Below are 17,237 nucleotides of genomic sequence, written 5' to 3'. Positions count from 1 at the left end.
TGTGGGTGGCGGGTCAGGCGGCGCGGCGGTCGCTCTGCCGGGGGATCCATGGACGGACCGGCGGCGGGGTCGGCTCGCCCGGGTGTCGGGCCGGGGCCGCAGCAGCCGGGCGGGTCAGGCGGCGCGGCGGTCGCTCTGCCGGGGATCCATGGACGGACCGGCGGCGGGGTCGGCTCGCCCGGGGTGTCGGGCCGGGGCCGCAGCAGCCGGAGCACGGTGGCCATGCCGGCGGCGGCGCGACGCTCGTCCACCGGCGGGGCGGTCGGGGCCGGGGCGGCGCCGCCGAGCGGACCGGCGGCCACCCTGGATCCGACGGCGCTCCGCACGCCCGCCTCCAGGCCGGCGAAGGTGCGCCGCAGCAGTGGGAGCAGCTCGGTGAACGCGTCCTCGGGCACCTCGGCCAGCCAGTCGTCCAGCAGCGCGAGCAGCCGCGGATCGTGCAGCAGCAGGGCGCCGCCGCCGGCCAGGAAGCCCTCCACCCAACCCGCGGCATCGCTCGGGGCGCCGGCCCGGGAGAGCGCCAGGCGCAGCCGCTGCCCCGCCGCGGCCGAGTCCAGTCGCCCGTCGTCCAGCAGCAGCCGCACCGCGCGACCGCGCAGCAGGCCCGGCACGCCGGTGGCGGGTCCGGCGGTCGGCTCGCGCCGGCTCAGCCCGGCCAGCGCGGCGGCCCAGCGGTCCGCCACGGTCCGGTCGGCGGGCCCGGCGAGCAGCCCGACGGCGGTGTGCACGGCGTCGATCCGCTGGCGCATGGCGGCGGCGCCCTCGGCGTCCAGTCCGATGCAGGCGGGGGCCAGGCCGACGCGGATCCGGTCGGCCAGACTCCGGGCCACACCGTCCAGGGCGCGGGCGTCGGTGCCGCGGACGTCGCCGTAGCGCAGCGCGCGGACCAGGGCGGGCAGGGCGTCGGCCAGGTGTGCGGTGTCGGTGTCCAGGGCGGCGCGGTCGGCGAGCGCGCGCAGCACGGCGGGCAGGGCCTCGGGCAGTGCGGCGACCAGGCACTGCTCGGCCAGCCGGGTGAGGTCGGCGAGCCGCTCGGCCCGCGCGGCCTGCTCGGTCACCTTGGCGGCGGCGGCCGCGGCCACGGTGGTGCCCCAGGCGGCGGCCTCCACCACCCGGACCGCGAACTCCGGGTCCCAGCGCAGCCGCCAGCTCTCCCGGAAGGTGCCGGTGGACCGTGCCTGGCCGGTGGTCTCGGTGCCCCAGCCCAGGCCGAGCAGCCGGAGCCGGTGCAGCAGCCGGGAGCGGCCGGCGTCCAGCTCCTTGCGCAGGTCCAGGACGAGTTCGCGCTCCTCGGGCTCCGGTCGCAGCCGCAGCGAGCGCTGCAGCCGGGTGAGGTCGCGCTGCAGTGGCACGGTCGGAGTGTCGGCGGGCACCGTGCCGAGCGCCTCGCCCACCACCAGCCGGTCGTGCACCAGGGCCAGCGCCACCTCGGAGCCGTCGCAGAGCACCGCGCGCACCGCCTCCGTGGTCTCGGCCAGCCCGGCGACGGGCCGGCCGCGCAGGGCGGCCAGGGTCTCGGCGAGCCGGACCGCCTCGATCACCTGCGCCGGGGAGACCGGGTGGTCGGCGGCCCGCAGCAGTTCGGCGGCGCGGGCCAGCCAGCCGGCCAGGGCGCGCTCCGGACGGCTCCCGGCGCTCTCGAACAGGTGCTGGTACCAGCCCGGCGACTCGATGCCGGCGCCGTAGCCGGTGTGCTGGGCCAGGCGGCGATGGGTCCACGGCACCCAGGTGATCTCGGTCCGCGCCTTCTTCGGCAGGCCGGCCAGCAGCGCCCGGTCGGCGGTCGCACTGCCCGGGTCGCCGGCCGATGGGGGTCCCCCGGCCGAAGGCTGGGGGAGAGCGCCGGAACGTGCCAGGCGCCGCAGACCACCGCGATCCGCCGGTGGCCCGCGCGGCGGGCGGCGCGCAGCTGCTGGCGCATGAACGCCTCGCGCAGCTGCTCGCGCCGCCCGCCGGGGGCGACCCCGGGCGAACCCGGGGTCCCCACCGGATCGTCGAACCGCAGGGCGGTCATCGCCTCGGCCACCGCGTGGAACGGGGCGAGCGGGTCCTCCCCCGGGACCTGGTGCTCGACCACGTCCTCCCACCAGGCCTCCGAGTCGGCCCGGCCGGCCGCGGCGGCCAGTCGGACGATCGGATCAACCGCCGTGCCGTCAGTGTGACTTGACGTCGGGTCGGCCTGGTCCAGTGCGAAGCCGGTGGCGGCCGGCAGGTCGATGAACCGGACCGGGACGCCGGTGTCCAGCGCGTGCCGGATCGCCACCCACTCCGGTGAGAACGCGGCGAACGGCCAGAACGCCGCGCGCGCCGGTTCGTCCACCGCGTGCGCCAGCAGCGCGACCGGCGGCACCATCTCCTCCCGCCCCGCCAGGGCGATGATCGGATCGGCCTCCGGGGGCCCTCCACCAGCACCGCGTCCGGCCGCAGCGCGGCCAGCGCCGCCGCCACCGCGCGGGCCGAACCGGGCCCGTGGTGGCGCACTCCGAGCAGGGTCACCTCGCCAGTCATCTTCGTGTTCCTTTCCCCCTGTTTTCATTGCTCGGCCGATGCCTCGGCCGTTGAGCCGGTCTCCTCGGCCGTTGAGCCGATCTCCTCGGCTGTTGATCGACCGAACGATCGGCCAGTGATCGACCCACTCAGCGGCCGTTCATCCACTCGTTCATCCACCCGTTGCCTGCACCGTTCAGCCGGACGGTTCGCAGGCCGTTCAGTCGGACAGTTCGCGGGCCGCCCGGTAGAAGTCCTGCCAGTCGTCCCGGTCGCGGAGCACCCCCTCCAGGTACTCGCGCCACACCGCCTGGTCGGTCGTCCGGTCGCGAACCACCGCACCCAGCACCCCGGTTGCCACATCGGCCGGGCGCAGCACGCCGTCACCGAAGTGCGCCGCGAGCGCGAGTCCACTGGTGACCACCGAGATCGCCTCGGCGGTGGAGAGGGTGCCGGTCGGGGTCCGGACCTTGGTCCGGCCGTCGATGGTCAGGCCGTCGCGCAGCTCGCGGAAGACCGTCACCACCCGTCGGATCTCCTGCGCACCGCCCGGCAGCTCGGGCAGCTCCAGGGCGCGGCCGAGCTGCCCCACCCGCCGGCTGACGATCTCGACTTCGTCGTCGAGCGTCGCCGGGAGCGGCAGGACCACCGTGTTGAAACGGCGGCGCAGCGCACTGGAGATCTCATGCACGCCGCGGTCGCGATCGTTGGCGGTGGCGATCAGGTTGAACCCGCGGACAGCCTGAGTCTCGCCGCTCAACTCCGGTATCGGCAACGTCTTTTCCGACAGCACGGTGATCAGGCTGTCCTGTACGTCGGAGGGCATCCGGGTCAGCTCCTCGACCCTGGCGATCTTGCCGTCGGCCATCGCGCGGAGCACCGGCGAGGGCACCAGGGCGGCCCGGCTCGGACCGTTCGCCAGCAACTGGGCGTAGTTCCAGCCGTACCGCACGGCCTCCTCGGCGGTGCCGGCGGTGCCCTGGACCAGCAGCGTGGAGTCGCCGCTGATCGCGGCGGCCAGATGCTCGGACACCCAGGTCTTGGCCGTCCCCGGCACCCCGAGCAGCAGCAGCGCCCGATCGGTGGCCAGCGTGCTCACCGCCACCTCGACGATCCGCCGCGGCCCCACGTACTTCGGCGTCACCACGGTGCCGTCCGGCAGCCGGGCGCCCAGCAGGTAGTCGGCCACCGCCCACGGCGAGAGCCGCCACCCCGGCGGTCGCGGCCGATCGTCCCGCGCGGCCAGCGCCGCCAACTCCCCGGCGAACGCCTCCTCCGCATGGGCTCTCAGGACCGGTGCGCCGGTCTTCTCATCACTCATTCGAGGGCTCCTTCTCGTCGCCCGACACGGCAGGCACGAGTGCCCGGGGTCGGTGGGTGGCAGGGAGCATCACTGCAGGTGGCAGCCGGTGACGCGGTCGCCGCGACCGGCCTGCGAGAACCACTCTGCACGCAGGGACTGACAAACCGCCGGGACGCCGGGGCCGCGAGGATCCGCAGCATGACCACCGCTCGCCCGCTCCGCCTGATCGAAGACCTCCCCGAGCTGCCCGAGCCCGTCGCCTTCCCCCTCGACACCTCCGCCTTCAAGGCCTCCCCGCCCGAGCCGCCGCGCTGATCCACTGTCAGTCCCCGGCCCTAACGTTCCCCTCATGGACGAACGTTGGAGCTCCGAGCAGGTCCGCTCGCTCGCGTCCGACACCGCCGTGCTGCGGGCCGCCGAGCGGCTGGCCGAGCCGGGGCCCTGGGCCGGGGCGGGCGCCGGGCGGGGGCGGTCTGGGGCTGTGCCGGGGCGGCGGGAGCAGCCCGTACCGGGTGGTGGTCGAGCCGACCGGGCCCGACTGGCAGTGCGGGTGCCCCGGGCGGCAGCGCCCCTGCCAGCATGTGCTGGGCCTGCTGCTGCTGTGGAGCGCGGGCCCCGAGGCGGTGCCCGGCGGCGCCGAGCCGCCCGGCTGGGCGGCCCGCTGGCTGACCGAGCGCGTGAAGAGCCCCGTGCAGAGCGCTGTGCAGAGCCCTGTGCAGGGCCCTGTGCAGGGCGCCGCCCCCGCCGACCCGGTCGCCGCCGCGCGCCGTGCCGAGCGGCGGGCCGCCCGGGTGGCGGCCGGCGCCCAGGAGCTGCGGCTGCGGCTCGCCGACCGGATCCGGCGCGGCCTGGCCGACCCGGGCACCGCGGGCGAGTGGGGCGAGGTGGCCGCCCGGATGGTCGATGCGCAGGCTCCCGGCCTGGCCGCCGGTGCCCGCGAGCTGGCCGGGTTGACGGGGGATCAGCAGCTGGCCGGCATCGCCCTGCTGGACCTGCTGGCCGCCGCCTACCAGCGGGTCGACGAGCTGCCCGAGCCGCTGGCCGCCACCGTGCGCACCCGGGTCGGCTTCACCACCGACTCCGCCGAGCTGCTGGCCGGTCGGACGGTCCGCGATCGCTGGCTGGTGCTCGGCAGTCAGGACCTGCCCGAGGAGCGGCTGACGCAGCGCCGGATCTGGCTGCGCGGCACCAAGACCGGCCATCCCGCGCTGCTGCTCTGCTACGCCCCGCCCGGCCGGCTGCCCGAGCTGGCGCTGCCCGTCGGCCGGGCACTGGAGGCCGAGTTGGCCTACTACCCGGCCGCCGCCCCGCTGCGCGCGGTGCTCGGCGCCTCCTACGGAACGCCCGAGCCCGGCCCGCTCGACCCGCCGCCCGGCTGCCGCGTCGCCGATGCCGCCGCCGACTACGGCGAGGCGGTCGCCGCCGATCCGTGGCAGGCCGCCTGGCCGGTGGTGCTGTCGGAGGCGGCGCTGGCGCCCGGCCCGCAGGGCTGGCTGCTGACGGACGGTCAGCATGCCCTGCCGCTGGACCCGGACACACCTGAGGCCGCCCGCTGGCTGCTCGCGGCGGTCTCCGGCGGGCACCCGGTCACCGTCTTCGGCGAGTGCGGCCACCAGGGCTTCCGTCCGATCACGGCGTGGGACGACGCCGGCCGGCCGACCGGCCTGACGGCGGCGACGGCGACGGCGACGGCGACGGGAGCACCCGTATGACCGGCGACACCGCCGCCGACCACTGGTCCGCCCTGCTCGGCACCGCCCTGCTCGGCACCGACCGCCGCCCCCTGCCACCCCCGCCGGCCCGCCCGCGTACCGCGCGGCGACCGCCGAGCTGGCCGGCCCGGACCAGGCCACCGCCCTGCTGGAGCAGGCGGCGCTGGCCACCGTGCGCCGCCGGGCCGGGCTGCTGCCGCTGCCCGCGCCGGCCGAGCTGCCCGAGCCCGCCGCCTGGGACCCGCGCCCGGAGTTGCCCGATGCCGCCGCCCGCCGGCTCACCGTGCTGCTGGCCGGCCGCAGCGTCGGCCCCGCCAACCTCGCCGAGCTGCTGCCGCAGTGGCTGGCCGAGGCCCGCAGCCGCGGTTACCGGCCGCCCGCCGCGCTGGTGCCGGGGCTGCTGGAGGCGGCGCGGGCCCGCAACGAGGTGCGGGCGGACGCGGTGGCGCTGGCCGGACCGCTGGGCCGCTGGCTGGCCGAGCGGAACCCGCAATGGCGGTTCGTGCTGCGCACCACCGCCGCCGAGTCGCCCACCGATGCCGACCGGATCTGGCAGGACGGTCTGTTCGCCGAGCGGGTCACCCATCTGACCAGGCTGCGCCGTCGCGATCCGGCCGCGGCGCTGGCGCTGCTGAGCGGCAGTTGGGCCCGGGAGCGGGCCGAGGACCGGCTGCTCTTCCTGGACGCGCTGCAGGAGGGCCTGAGCCTGGCCGACGAGCCGTTCCTGGAGGCCGCGTTGGACGATCGCAGCAAGAGCGTCCGGGCCACCGCCGCCGAGCTGCTGGCCGGCCTGCCGGCCTCCGCGCTGGGCCGTCGGATGGCCGGGCGGGCCCTGGCCGCCGTCGAGTTGGCGCCGGACGGCAGCCGGCTGCTGGTCACCCCGCCGGGCGAGGTCACGGCGGCGATGCGGCGCGACGGCGTGGCGCCCGATTCCCCGACCGGACGCGGCGAGCAGGCCTGGCGGCTGGGCGAGGTGCTGGCCGCGACCCCGCTGGACACCTGGACCGAGACCTTCGACTTGACGCCGGCTCAGCTGCTGGCGCTGCCGGCGGCCGATGCCGCGGACGGCGGCACGCTGTGGCGCGAGGAGCTCCACGAGGCCTGGGCCCGGGCCGCGGTGCGCCAGCGCGACACCGGCTGGGCCCGGGTGCTGCTCGGCCCGCCGCCCCGGGCCGACCGCCCGGTTCGCGGTGCGGGCGCGCCCTCCCCATGGGGGTCCCCCCGGCCGGAGGCTGGGGGACTCCGGCCGGGTGGGCCTTCGCGGCTGCTCGCGGTGCTGCCGCCCGCCGAACGGGCCGGCTGGACCGCCGCGTTCCTGCGCAGCCACGGGCTGGGAGACGCCTTCCAGCTGCTCGGAGCCTGTGCCACCCCGTGGACGCCGCCGCTGTCCACCGCGGTGGTGGCGGCCCTGGAGCGGGCCGCGGCCTCCGGTGCCTACCCGTGGAGCCACAGCGGGGTGCTCGGCCTGACCGAGCGCTCGCTGGCGCCCGCGACCGCGCCGGCCGTGGCCGCACTGGCGGCCGATGCCGCTCCCGACACCGCCTGGGCCGAGACCTTCGACCGGCTGGCCCGGACCTTGCGGTTCCGGGCCGCGATGCTCGCGGAGCTGGCGGGCCCGGCGGCACCGGGGTGACGCCGGGCCCAGGGCGGCTCAGCTCGCCTGACGCAGGTTGGCCTCGACCCAGGCCACCACGGCGCTGGTGGGCGTACCGGGGGTGAAGATGTCCGCCACGCCCATGGCCTTCAGCTCGGCGATGTCGGCCTCGGGGATGATCCCGCCGCAGAACACCTTGATGTCGGCCGCGTCGCGCTCCTTGAGCAGCTCGATCACCCGGGCGCAGAGCGTCATGTGGGCGCCGGAGAGGATGGACAGGCCGATGCCGTCCGCGTCCTCCTGGATCGCGGTGTCCACCACCTGCTCGGGCGTCTGGTGCAGGCCGGTGTAGATCACCTCCATGCCGGCGTCGCGCAGCGCGCGAGCGATCACCTTGGCGCCACGGTCGTGGCCGTCGAGCCCCGGCTTGGCGACCACGACCCGGATCGGGCCAGACACACCCATCACTGCCTCCACGTTAACCAGCAATAACCGACCTGAGGGGAGGTTAGCGCCCACGCCACCAGGTCCACCGGTCTCGGGCCAAAGTGATGAAAAAATCACAGCCCAGGACCCTCGAACGGGTCCCGGGCCGTGATGGCACGTCGTCAGGTCCGACGGCTCAGAGCTTCTCCACCGGTGCGTAGCGCAGCAGCAGCACCTTGCGGCCCGCCGTGCCGAAGTCGATGGTGGCCTTGGCCTTGTCGCCGCTGCCGGCCACCTCGGCGACCGTGCCGAGGCCGAACTTGTCGTGGCTGACCCGGTCGCCGACGGCCAGGCCGACCACCTCGCGCTCAGTCACTGTGCGCGCCGACCGGCCCCAGCCGGCCTTCGGCCCGGCCGTGCTGCTCAGGCCGCCGGAGCCGCCCGAGCCGCTGCGCGAGCCGCCCATGGAGAGGCTGCGGGAGGGCGGCGTGGCGGCCGCGCCGGTGCGCTTCCACTCCACCAGCTCGGTCGGGATCTCCTCCAGGAACCGGGAGGCCGGGTTGTAGGCGGGCTGGCCCCAGGCGCTGCGCAGCACCGAGCGGGTCAGGTAGAGCCGGTTGCGGGCCCGGGTCAGGCCGACGTAGGCCAGTCGCCGCTCCTCCTCCAACTCCTTGACCTGGCTGAGCGCCCGCATGTGCGGGAAGATCCCGTCCTCCATGCCGGTGAGGAAGACCACCGGGAACTCCAGGCCCTTGGCGGTGTGCAGGGTCATCATGGTGATGACGCCCTGCCCCTCCTCGTCGTCGGGGATCTGGTCGGAGTCGGCGACCAGCGCCACCCGCTCCAGGAAGTCGGCCAGTGAGCCGACCGGCGGCGCGCCCTCCTCGCCGGCATCCGGCCGCTCGCCCGGGTCCTGCTCGTATTCGAGCGCGACCGAAGCCAGCTCCTGGAGGTTCTCGATCCGGGTCTCGTCCTGCGGATCGGTGGAGGCCTGCAGCTCGGCCAGGTAGCCGGTCTCCTCGAGCACGGCCTCCAGGATCGCGGCCGGTCCGGCGCCGGAGTCCACCACCTGGCGCAGCGAGGCCAGCAGCGCGTTGAACTTCTTCACCGCGTTGGCGGAGCGCGCGGCCATCCCGTAGGCCTCGTCGACCCGCAGCAGCGCCTGGGCGAAGGAGATCCGCTCCCGCGCGGACAGCGCCTCGATCATCGCCTCGGCCCGGTCGCCGATGCCGCGCTTGGGCACGTTGAGGATCCGGCGCAGCGGCACGGTGTCCTCCGGGTTGGCCAGCACCCGCAGGTAGGCCAGCACGTCGCGGACCTCCTTGCGCTCGTAGAAGCGCACCCCGCCGACCACCTTGTAAGGCAGGCCGACCCGGATGAACACCTCCTCGAAGACCCGGGACTGCGCGTTGGTCCGGTAGAAGATCGCCACATCGCCGGGCCGGGCGTCGCCGGCGTCGGTGAGCCGGTCGATCTCGTCGGCGATGAACTGGGCCTCGCCGTGCTCGTCGTCGGCGACGTAGCCGACCACCTTCTCGCCGTGGTCGCCGGCCGTCCAGAGCTTCTTGTCGCGGCGGTTGGCGTTGCGCTCGATCACCGCGTTGGCGGCCGACAGGATGGTCTGGGTGGAGCGGTAGTTCTGCTCCAGCAGGATGGTGACGGCGTCCGGGTAGTCCTCCTCGAACTGGAGGATGTTGCGGATGGTGGCACCGCGGAAGGCGTAGATCGACTGGTCGGCGTCGCCCACCACGCACAGCTCGGCGGGCGGCAGCTCGGACAGCCCGGCCTGCGCCGGGTTGACGAACTCGCCGTCCACGGTGCGCTTGGGCGCGCTGCCGACGGCGCCGCCGGTCAGCTCGCGGATCAGCATGTACTGGGCGTGGTTGGTGTCCTGGTACTCGTCGACCAGGATGTGCCGGAACCGCCGCCGGTAGTGCTCCGCCGCGTCCGGGAAGGCCTGCAGCAGGTTGACCGTGGTCATGATGATGTCGTCGAAGTCCAGCGCGTTGGCCTCGCGCAGCCGGGCCTGGTAGAGCGCGTACGCCTCGGCGAGCTTGCGCTCCATCGGGTTGGCCGCCTGGGCCGCGTAGCTCTCGTGGTCGATCAGCTCGTTCTTGAGGTTGGAGACCTTGGCGCTGAACGACTTCGGCGGGAACTGCTTGGGGTCGAGGTCGAGGTCCCGGCAGACCAGGGACATCAGCCGCTGCGAATCGGCCGAGTCGTAGATCGAGAAGCTGGAGGTGAAGCCCAGCCGCTTGCTCTCCCGGCGCAGGATCCGCACGCAGGCGCTGTGGAAGGTGGCCACCCACATCGAGCGGGCCCGCGGGCCGACCAGCTGCTCGACGCGCTCGCGCATCTCGCCGGCCGCCTTGTTGGTGAAGGTGATCGCCAGGATCTCCCCCGGGTGCGCGCCGCGGGCGGCGAGCAGGTAGGCGATCCGGTGGGTGAGCACCCGGGTCTTGCCGGAGCCGGCGCCGGCCACGATGAGCAGCGGGGAGCCCGCGTGCAGCACCGCCTCGCGCTGCGGGTCGTTCATGCCCGCCAGCAGCTGCGCCGGGTCGACCACGGTGCGGTGCGCCCCGTTGCGGTGGTAGGCGTCGCGCTCCGCCTGGGCGGCGTAGTCGGTGTGGAAGAGATCAGCGGGGATCTCTTCCTCGTAGCCGCCCCCGTCGTACCCGTAGTCCGCCTCGGGCGGCGGCTCCTCGGCGAAGTCCATGGGCGTCGTCGCATCGGCGGGCTTGGCCTCGAAGGGCTCGAAGCCGGGCAGCGGGAGGTCGTCAAAGAGACTAGTCATGGCTCTTCGAGTCTATGGCCCGCCGCCGACAACCCAGGCCGGTTCGAGGATCCGGCCCGGGCCGACGGCGGTGAAACGGGGGCTGACCGGCGGTCAGCGCTCCAGCAGGGTGACCACGGCGTTCGGCACCTGGGTCACCGTCTTCTTGGGGAAGGCCGAGGTGAGCACCTTCTTCTCCTCGGGCGAGAAGCCGTTGAACGGGTCCCACCAGCCGATCGTCACCACCCAGACCCGCTTGGTGTCCCCGAGGCAGGCGGCCAGGTCGGTGCACATCTGCGGGTACAGGTCGCCGCGGTCGACCGCGCTCTCGGCGACGAAGACGTCCTTCAGCTTGTCCTGCTTCGGCAGGTAGAAGTCCACCGCGGAGACCACCCCCGAGAGGATGGCGTTCCCGTTGCGCAGCGGCACCAGGCCGTCGCCCGGCTGGTAGCCCTTGGCGATGACCGCCGCGGCGGCGGCCCCGTCCCATTCGGTGTGGGAGAACTTCTGGCGCAGGGCCAGCTGCTCGTGGCTCCCGAGCAGCAGCACCAGGATCAGGCCGCCGGCCGTCAGCGCCCTGGGACGCAGCGCGGTCAGGCCGGCGCCGGCCAGCACTGCCCAGGCGGGGAGGGTGAAGAGCATGTAGCGGTCGATGAAGTACGAGGTCTGGCCCTGCGAGATGATCCAGAGCAGCGCGATCGGCAGCACCGCGACGAGGCCGAGCTCCACCGCGTGGCGCCGGCCGCGCGCCCAGGCCAGCGGGAGCACCGCCAGCGCGAGCATGCCCAGGCTGATCGCCTGGGAGCCGTAGAGCCCGTGCCAGAAGACGGTCGGGACGTCCTCCAGGCTGGGCTTGGCGAGCCAGTTGAGCTGGCGCCCCACCTGCTTCTGGCCCTCCAGGGCCAGCGGCACCAGCGGCAGGAGTCCGGCCAGCACGGCGGCCGGGAAGCCGATCAGCAGCCGCTTGTCACGGGTGGTCCACCAGCGCCAGGCGGTGACCAGGGCGTGCGGTGCCAGGAAGACCAGCGCGATCATGTGGAAGCTGCCGGCGCCGAGCAGGGCCACCGTGTAGAGCACCCAGGGCCAGGTGGTGGGCCGCTCCAGCGCACGCATCAGCAGGTAGGTCGCCGCCGCGGCGAAGAACACCACGAAGGCGTAGCCGCGGACCTCCTGCGCGTAGCGCGAGACCGAGGGGATCAACGCGAACAGCACACCGGCGACCAGACCGGTCCTGGTGCCGAACAGCTTGCGGCCGGTCAGCGCCACGAAGGCGGCCGCCCCGGCCATCGCCAGCACGGTGGGGATCCGGATGACCAGCAGCGAGTGCCCGAACGCCGCCGTCCAGTAGTGGATCAGGTAGTAGTAGAGGCCGGTGACCGCGTCGACGTGCCGCAGCATGTCGTACAGCTGGTGCGGCGACCGGTTGGCGGCGTTCCAGGTCGCCAGTTCGTCGGCCCACAGCAGCGGCGTGTTCGCCTTGTACAGACCGAGGCCCAGGGTCAGCAGGGCCGGCCAGAGCCAGACCAGCGATCCGGCCCGCACCAGCATGGTGCCGAACGGATTCGCCGCTCTCGCCTGCGTGTCGCCCTCGGCAGCCGCTCCGCTTGACGTGGCGGAGCTACTGGTCGCGCTGACGCTCATTGTGAGCCAACCTCCGGCGGGTGCGTTTGATCGATCGGACTGAGGGCAGTGGCGTGCTCAGCCCGGATGCGGTCGCCGACGAGCAGGCACGGTGAATCGAGAGCCTAGTGCGCGGAGTACCGCTTTCGACGGCCGGTGGAGACCGTGGAGCGCCAGAGCTGGACGCATGAGACCACCGCGGCGATCAGCAGCAGTCCGTTCCGGGCCACCAGCAGGGTACGGAGTCCGGTGTCGCCCCAGAGGAGCTGCTTCCAGAACAGCGGGTACTCGACGGTGGTCAGCGCCGTCGCGGCCGTCACCAGGGCCACCACCCAGCGCTGGGAGGTGGACCGGTAGCTCAGGCAGACCGCGGCGACCCCGATCAACCAGATGCAGTACTGCGGGCTGATCACCCGGCTCGTGACCACGAACACCAGCAGTGCGGCTATCGCGGCGTCGGCCGGGGTCGAGTCGATGAACCGCTTGGCCGCCAGCAGCCGCCAGGCCAGCAGCAGGCAGAGACCCAGCACGCTGAGCCCCAGCATGATCTTGGACAGGGTCTCCGAACTCGGTGTGATGATCTCCATCGACCCGTAGCGGTACTTGATCTCACCCTGGTGGTAGCCGTACTCCTGGGCCAGCAGGATGATGCTGCCCGGCAGCGACTCGATCTCGATGCCGCGGCCGCCCTGCCCGTGCAGGAAGCCGAACGGCGCCTTGAACAGGGCGGCGACGAGCCCGGTCAGCGCGACCGCCGAGGCGACGAAGCCGATCACCGCCTGCCGCAGGCCGCGGCCGCGCGAGGCGCCGAGCACGGCGAACGCCGGCCAGAGCTTGATCGTGGCACCGATCGCCGCGAAGCCGCCGCCCAGCCAGGAGCGCCGCTCCAGGCAGAGCAGACCGAGCACCGCGAAGATCGTGACCAGCAGGTCGAAGTGCACGTACGGCTGGGTCAGCATCAGCGGCAGGCCCAGCAGCCAGATCGCGGAGCCCGCCAGCGAACGGCCGGGGCGGGTGCCGTGCCGGAGCAGCGCGCACATCACCACGAAGTCGGCGATCAGGACGACCACCAGGAAGGCCCGCACGTAGTCGATGCCGCCCGGCACCAGGTAGGGCGCGAGGAAGACGCCGGCCGCGCCCGGCGGGTACTGCCAGGTCGCATCGCCCGTCGGGAAGCTTCCGGTGCGCAGGATCTCGGCCCAGGGCTGGTAGAAGAGGTGCGGCTCACTGTTGGCGGCATCCGTCGAGGAGAACAGCGTCATCACCGTGACGAACCGCGAACAGGCCCAGTAGCCGAGCTGCGACAGCACCCTCGGCGACCAGGTCCCCGGCTGCTTGAGGGAGAACGGCGGAGGTGGCGGTATGCTGCTGGCGCCGGACACGTCGCGTGCGGCCGCCCGGGCCCCAGCGCTCCCAGTGATGTCCGACATGATGCTCCGTCATCGCGAGTGTCGCGGAGGCACGAGTACGCGTCCCCCGCCTGAGCCTTCCCGCACCGTGCAACACACATGTTTAGCAGTCGGACGACTGTGCACACAAACTGAACACACGGTGTGCCGCCTACCTGGGCACTCGCCGCGACCGGCAGCTGGGCGGTGTTGGGGCGTATACGGGTGCGCTAGCCTCCCCGTGTGACCGTGACTGAAAACCAACCTGCTGAGCTCGCCAAGGGCGACTCGACGTCCGGCCGGGCAGCTCGGCCCGCGGCCCGCCTCGGCTGGCTCGACGGCCTGCGGGGGGTCGCCGCGCTGCTGGTCGCGATCCACCACTTCGGCCTGCTGAAGTGGTTTTCCTGGGGTGAGAACTTCGAGAAGAACTTCGACCTCGGCATCTTCGCGGTCATGCTGTTCTTCCTGGTCAGCGGCTACATCGTGCCGGCCTCGCTGGAGCGCCGCGGGGACGTCCGCGGGTTCTGGATCGGCCGGCTCTTCCGGATCTACCCGCTGCTGATCATCGCTGTCACGTTGTCGCTGGTGCTGCTGCCCAAGGGCTACTCGGCGGTTCCGTCCCAGGTCACCGACCGCCCGTTCTGGGCCTACCTGGCGAACCTGACGCTGCTTCACGAGATGACCAACATCGCCAGCGCGCTGGGCGCGATGTGGACCCTCTGCTACGAGATGGTCTTCTACTTCCTGGTCAGCGCCCTGTTCGTGAAGGGCTGGCACCGGAACAGCGCGCCGATATCGGTCTTCTTCGCGGGCGCCGCGGTGCTGCTCGGCGCCTGGTGGACGCCCCAGATGATCACGCCGAAGGAACCCTGGGTGGCGCCGTCGGCGACCCACCACCTGATCATCGCCACCGTCCTGATCATGGCCACCGGCCTGGTGCTGGTGCTGGCCGGCCACCCCGAGCTGGTCCGCCTCGGCGCGCTGGTGCTCGGCAGCCTGGGCACCGTGCTGCTCTTCTTCAACGCCCGCTCCACGTTCTACGAGAGCATGACGATCCTGGCCACGATGTTCGCGGGCACCGCGATCTTCCGGGCCGAGAAGCAGCAGATCAACCGTCTGCTGGCCGTCATCTGCTGCGCCTTCGTCCTCACGGCGGGCTTCCTGGCCGGCTACATGTACAACCACGGCAAGGCGCTCGACCGGACCTGGACGGGCAGCTGGGAGGGCTTCTCGCTCGCCTACGCGGCGGCCTGGGCGGTCTTCGGCATCGGCATGCTGCTGCGCAACCGGCGCTGGCCGCGGGTGCTGACCTGGCTCGGCGCGATCAGCTACTCGGTCTACGTGGTGCACATCCCGATCCTCTGGGGCACCTGGTGGTTCAAGGACAAGGTGGTGCACTTCCCGACCACCGGCGCCGGCCGCTGGCTGCTGCCCGCCTTCTTCATCGCGATGGTCCTGATCATCAGTCACCTGACCTACAAGCTGGTCGAGATGCCGGGGCAGAAGCTGGGCAAGAAGGTCAGCAAGGCCCTCGACCGCCGCGCGGCGGCCCGGCAGGAGAGCGCGCTGGCGCCCGCCGAGGCCTGACCGACCGGCAGCAGTCACACGATGGGCCGCCATCCCGCTGAGGGGATGGCGGCCCATCGCGCGTTCTCCGGAGAGGGCTCAGACCAGGCGGCGCGCCGTCGCCCACCGGGTCAGCTCATGGCGGTTGCTCAGCTGGAGCTTGCGCAGCACCGCGGAGACGTGGCTCTCCACCGTCTTCACCGAGATGAACAGCTGCTTGGCGATCTCCTTGTACGCGTAGCCGCGGGCGATCAGCCGCAGCACCTCGCGCTCGCGCTGGGTCAGCCGGTCCAGGTCCTCGTCCACCGGCGGGGTGTCGGTGGCGGCGAACGCGTCCAGGACGAAACCGGCCAGCCGGGGCGAGAAGACCGCGTCGCCGTCGGCGATCCGGAAGATCGCGTCGACCAGGTCGGTGCCGGTGATGGTCTTGGTGACGTAGCCGCGGGCACCGCCGCGGATCACCCCGATCACGTCCTCGGCCGCGTCCGAGACCGACAGCGCCAGGAACTTCACACCGCCCGGCTCGCCCATCACCCCGGCCGAGCGGCGCAGCACCTCGACCCCGCCGCCGCCGGGCAGGTGGACGTCGAGCAGCACCACGTCCGGGCGGGTCTCGGCGACCACCCGGACCGCCGACTCGACGTCGTCGGCCTCGCCCACCACGTCGATCCCGGTGCTCTCGGTGCGCCCGATCTCGGCCCGCACCCCGGTGCGGAACATCCGGTGGTCGTCCACCAGCACCACCCGCGCGGTCCTGCCCGGCGTGCCGGCCACAGCGTCAGTCATCAGCAGCTCTCTCCATCTCCAGCTCGACCTCGGTGCCGCCGTCCGGCGCGGGCCGCACCCGGGCGGTACCGCCGTTGCGCTTCATCCGGCCGATGATCGACTCCCGTACGCCCATCCGGTCCTCCGGAACGGTGTCCGGGTCGAATCCGGGCCCGTGGTCGCGAACGAACACCAGCACCGTCCTCCCCTCCACCTCGGCGTAGACCTGCACCGGTCCCCCGCCACCGTACTTGGCGGCATTGACCATGGCCTCACGCGCGGCCTGCATCTGCGCGGCTATCCGCTCGTCCATCGGGCAGTCGCCGACGCAGACCAGCTCGATCGGCACCCCGTGCCGGTCCTCGACCTCGGCGACCACCTCGCGGATCCGCTCCGCCAGCGTATCGGGAGCGGCCTCGGCGGCGGCCTCCGGACGGTAGAGCCACAGCCGCAGCTCGCGCTCCTGGGCCCGGGCCAGCCGCTGCACCTCCTTCGGGTCCTCCGAGCGCCGCTGAATCAGCGTCAGGGTGTGCAGCACCGAGTCGTGGATGTGCGCGGCGATCTCGGCCCGCTCCTGGGCCCGGATCCGGGCGGTGCGCTCGGCCCCGAGGTCCTGCCACAACCGCAGCGCGTACGGGCCGGTGAGCACCAGCACCCCGGCCAGCACCGCGATCGAGGCCTCCAGCACCGCGCCCACCCCGTTGCCGGTGCCCTCCACCACCAGGAACCCGATGATCCCGGCCGCCACCAGCAGCACACCGGCGCCGACCCGGGCCACCGCGCTGCGCCGCCGGGCGCCGGCCAGCCCGAACCAGCGCGCCCAGCGGGAGTCGTCGGCCTGCCGCCAGACCAGCGCGACACCGACGCCGATCGCCAGCAGCGGCCAGGCGTAGGGCTGGGAGGACTGCAGATGCAGCGCGTTGAGCAGCCACATCACGCCGATCACCAGCATCAGCAGAGCGGCAAGCTGGCCGGCGTTGCGGCGGCTGGCGGCGGCGGACGGCTCGCCCGGCACGGCCTGCTCGGCGATCACCGGCTCGCCCTGGAAGGTGCCCTGCAGCAGGTCGCGCAGCCGGCCGACGCGCCCGCGCCCGGCCTTGCGCAGCGGGTCGGGGGTCACCCCGGAGGCGCCGGCCGGCACGAACTGCCCGTTGGCCCACACCCAGCCGGCGGCGCCCAGGGCCGGCTCGCCGATGCCGATCGGCACCACGAACCAGAACGCCGCGTAGAGCAGCACCCCGATCCCGTTGGCGAAGAAGAGCAGCACGAAGGCGGCCCGCACCCAGGTGACCGGCAGCCCGAGGTGCACCGCGAGGCCGTGCGCCACACCGCCCAGCATCCGCGAGTGCGGGCTGCGGTAGAGCTTGCGGTACGGCGGGCGGCCCGGCCCGGTCCTGGGCCCCTCCGGCCCGTCGGCGGGCGACGAGGGAGCATCGGCGGTCGGGGCGGAGTCGGCGGGTTCTGGTGCTGGGCTTGCCACGGGAGTGATGGTCACACGAGTACAGCTCCGAATGCATCAGGGTCGTCCCCCTAGGTGCTGAAAGATGATCGGACGACCCGCTGCCGCACCGGTCGGCGAACCCTTGGGCTGCCACGCTCTGCC

10 protein-coding genes and 1 pseudogene are annotated in these 17,237 nt (G+C 73.5%); 3 read left to right on the top strand and 8 right to left on the bottom strand.

Translation table 11 applies throughout. The annotated features are described in order from the left end of the window. Positions 1–200: 200 nt before the first annotated feature. Both E6W39_RS26110 and E6W39_RS26105 read right to left on the bottom strand, forming a co-directional pair. A pseudogene (locus E6W39_RS26110) lies at positions 201–2,508 on the bottom strand (DUF5682 family protein); the annotation flags it as partial. Between the two features lie 199 nt (positions 2,509–2,707). Beyond that, positions 2,708–3,808 carry an ATP-binding protein gene (locus tag E6W39_RS26105; RefSeq protein WP_141635588.1) on the bottom strand — a complete coding sequence of 367 codons (1,101 nt, stop codon included), beginning with the start codon at positions 3,806–3,808 and terminating at the stop codon, positions 2,708–2,710. Positions 3,809–4,302: 494 nt separating this feature from the next. Here E6W39_RS26105 and E6W39_RS26100 point away from each other — a divergent pair, with 494 nt between their 5' ends. Both E6W39_RS26100 and E6W39_RS26095 read left to right on the top strand, forming a co-directional pair. After that, positions 4,303–5,502 (top strand): SWIM zinc finger family protein, encoded by a 1,200-nt coding sequence (locus E6W39_RS26100; RefSeq protein ID WP_323809089.1) that lies wholly within the window; start codon positions 4,303–4,305, stop codon positions 5,500–5,502. A gap of 118 nt (positions 5,503–5,620) precedes the next feature. Next, on the top strand, positions 5,621–7,135 hold the full coding sequence (locus E6W39_RS26095; RefSeq protein WP_456152142.1) for a DUF5691 domain-containing protein: 1,515 nt from the start codon (positions 5,621–5,623) through the stop codon (positions 7,133–7,135). An 18-nt stretch (positions 7,136–7,153) separates the two neighbouring features. On the opposite strand, the gene E6W39_RS26090 is transcribed toward E6W39_RS26095, so the two are convergent. From E6W39_RS26090 to E6W39_RS26075, 4 genes are all read right to left on the bottom strand, one after another. Then, complete coding sequence (locus tag E6W39_RS26090) at positions 7,154–7,561, bottom strand: cobalamin B12-binding domain-containing protein (protein WP_101381444.1); 408 nt, start codon at positions 7,559–7,561, stop codon at positions 7,154–7,156. A gap of 157 nt (positions 7,562–7,718) precedes the next feature. Then, entirely contained in the window at positions 7,719–10,316 is a 2,598-nt protein-coding gene (gene pcrA / locus E6W39_RS26085; RefSeq protein ID WP_228718361.1) for a DNA helicase PcrA, read from the bottom strand. A gap of 93 nt (positions 10,317–10,409) precedes the next feature. Then, complete coding sequence (locus E6W39_RS26080) at positions 10,410–11,936, bottom strand: glycosyltransferase family 39 protein (protein WP_141635587.1); 1,527 nt, start codon at positions 11,934–11,936, stop codon at positions 10,410–10,412. Positions 11,937–12,040: 104 nt separating this feature from the next. Further along, a complete protein-coding gene (locus E6W39_RS26075; RefSeq protein ID WP_141635586.1) occupies positions 12,041–13,345 on the bottom strand; it encodes a glycosyltransferase family 87 protein in 1,305 nt (434 codons plus the stop codon). A 201-nt stretch (positions 13,346–13,546) separates the two neighbouring features. Here E6W39_RS26075 and E6W39_RS26065 point away from each other — a divergent pair, with 201 nt between their 5' ends. Next, positions 13,547–14,890 carry an acyltransferase family protein gene (locus E6W39_RS26065; RefSeq protein ID WP_141635585.1) on the top strand — a complete coding sequence of 448 codons (1,344 nt, stop codon included), beginning with the start codon at positions 13,547–13,549 and terminating at the stop codon, positions 14,888–14,890. A gap of 78 nt (positions 14,891–14,968) precedes the next feature. Here E6W39_RS26065 and E6W39_RS26060 read toward each other — a convergent pair whose 3' ends face one another. Both E6W39_RS26060 and E6W39_RS26055 read right to left on the bottom strand, forming a co-directional pair. Then, positions 14,969–15,655: a LuxR C-terminal-related transcriptional regulator gene (locus tag E6W39_RS26060; protein WP_101381440.1), complete on the bottom strand. Its 687-nt coding sequence runs from the start codon at positions 15,653–15,655 to the stop codon at positions 14,969–14,971. Next, the gene (locus E6W39_RS26055; protein ID WP_141635584.1) at positions 15,648–17,114 is read right to left on the bottom strand and encodes an ATP-binding protein; all 1,467 of its coding nucleotides are present in this window, start codon (positions 17,112–17,114) and stop codon (positions 15,648–15,650) included. The genes E6W39_RS26060 and E6W39_RS26055 overlap by 8 nt, the downstream gene beginning before the upstream one ends. Positions 17,115–17,237 lie beyond the last annotated feature (123 nt).

The organism is Kitasatospora acidiphila (assembly GCF_006636205.1).
Taxonomy (GTDB): Bacteria; Actinomycetota; Actinomycetes; order Streptomycetales; family Streptomycetaceae; genus Kitasatospora; species Kitasatospora acidiphila.
The sequence above is the reverse complement of the archived record's forward strand: the minus strand, read 5'-3'. Positions and strand labels throughout refer to the sequence as shown.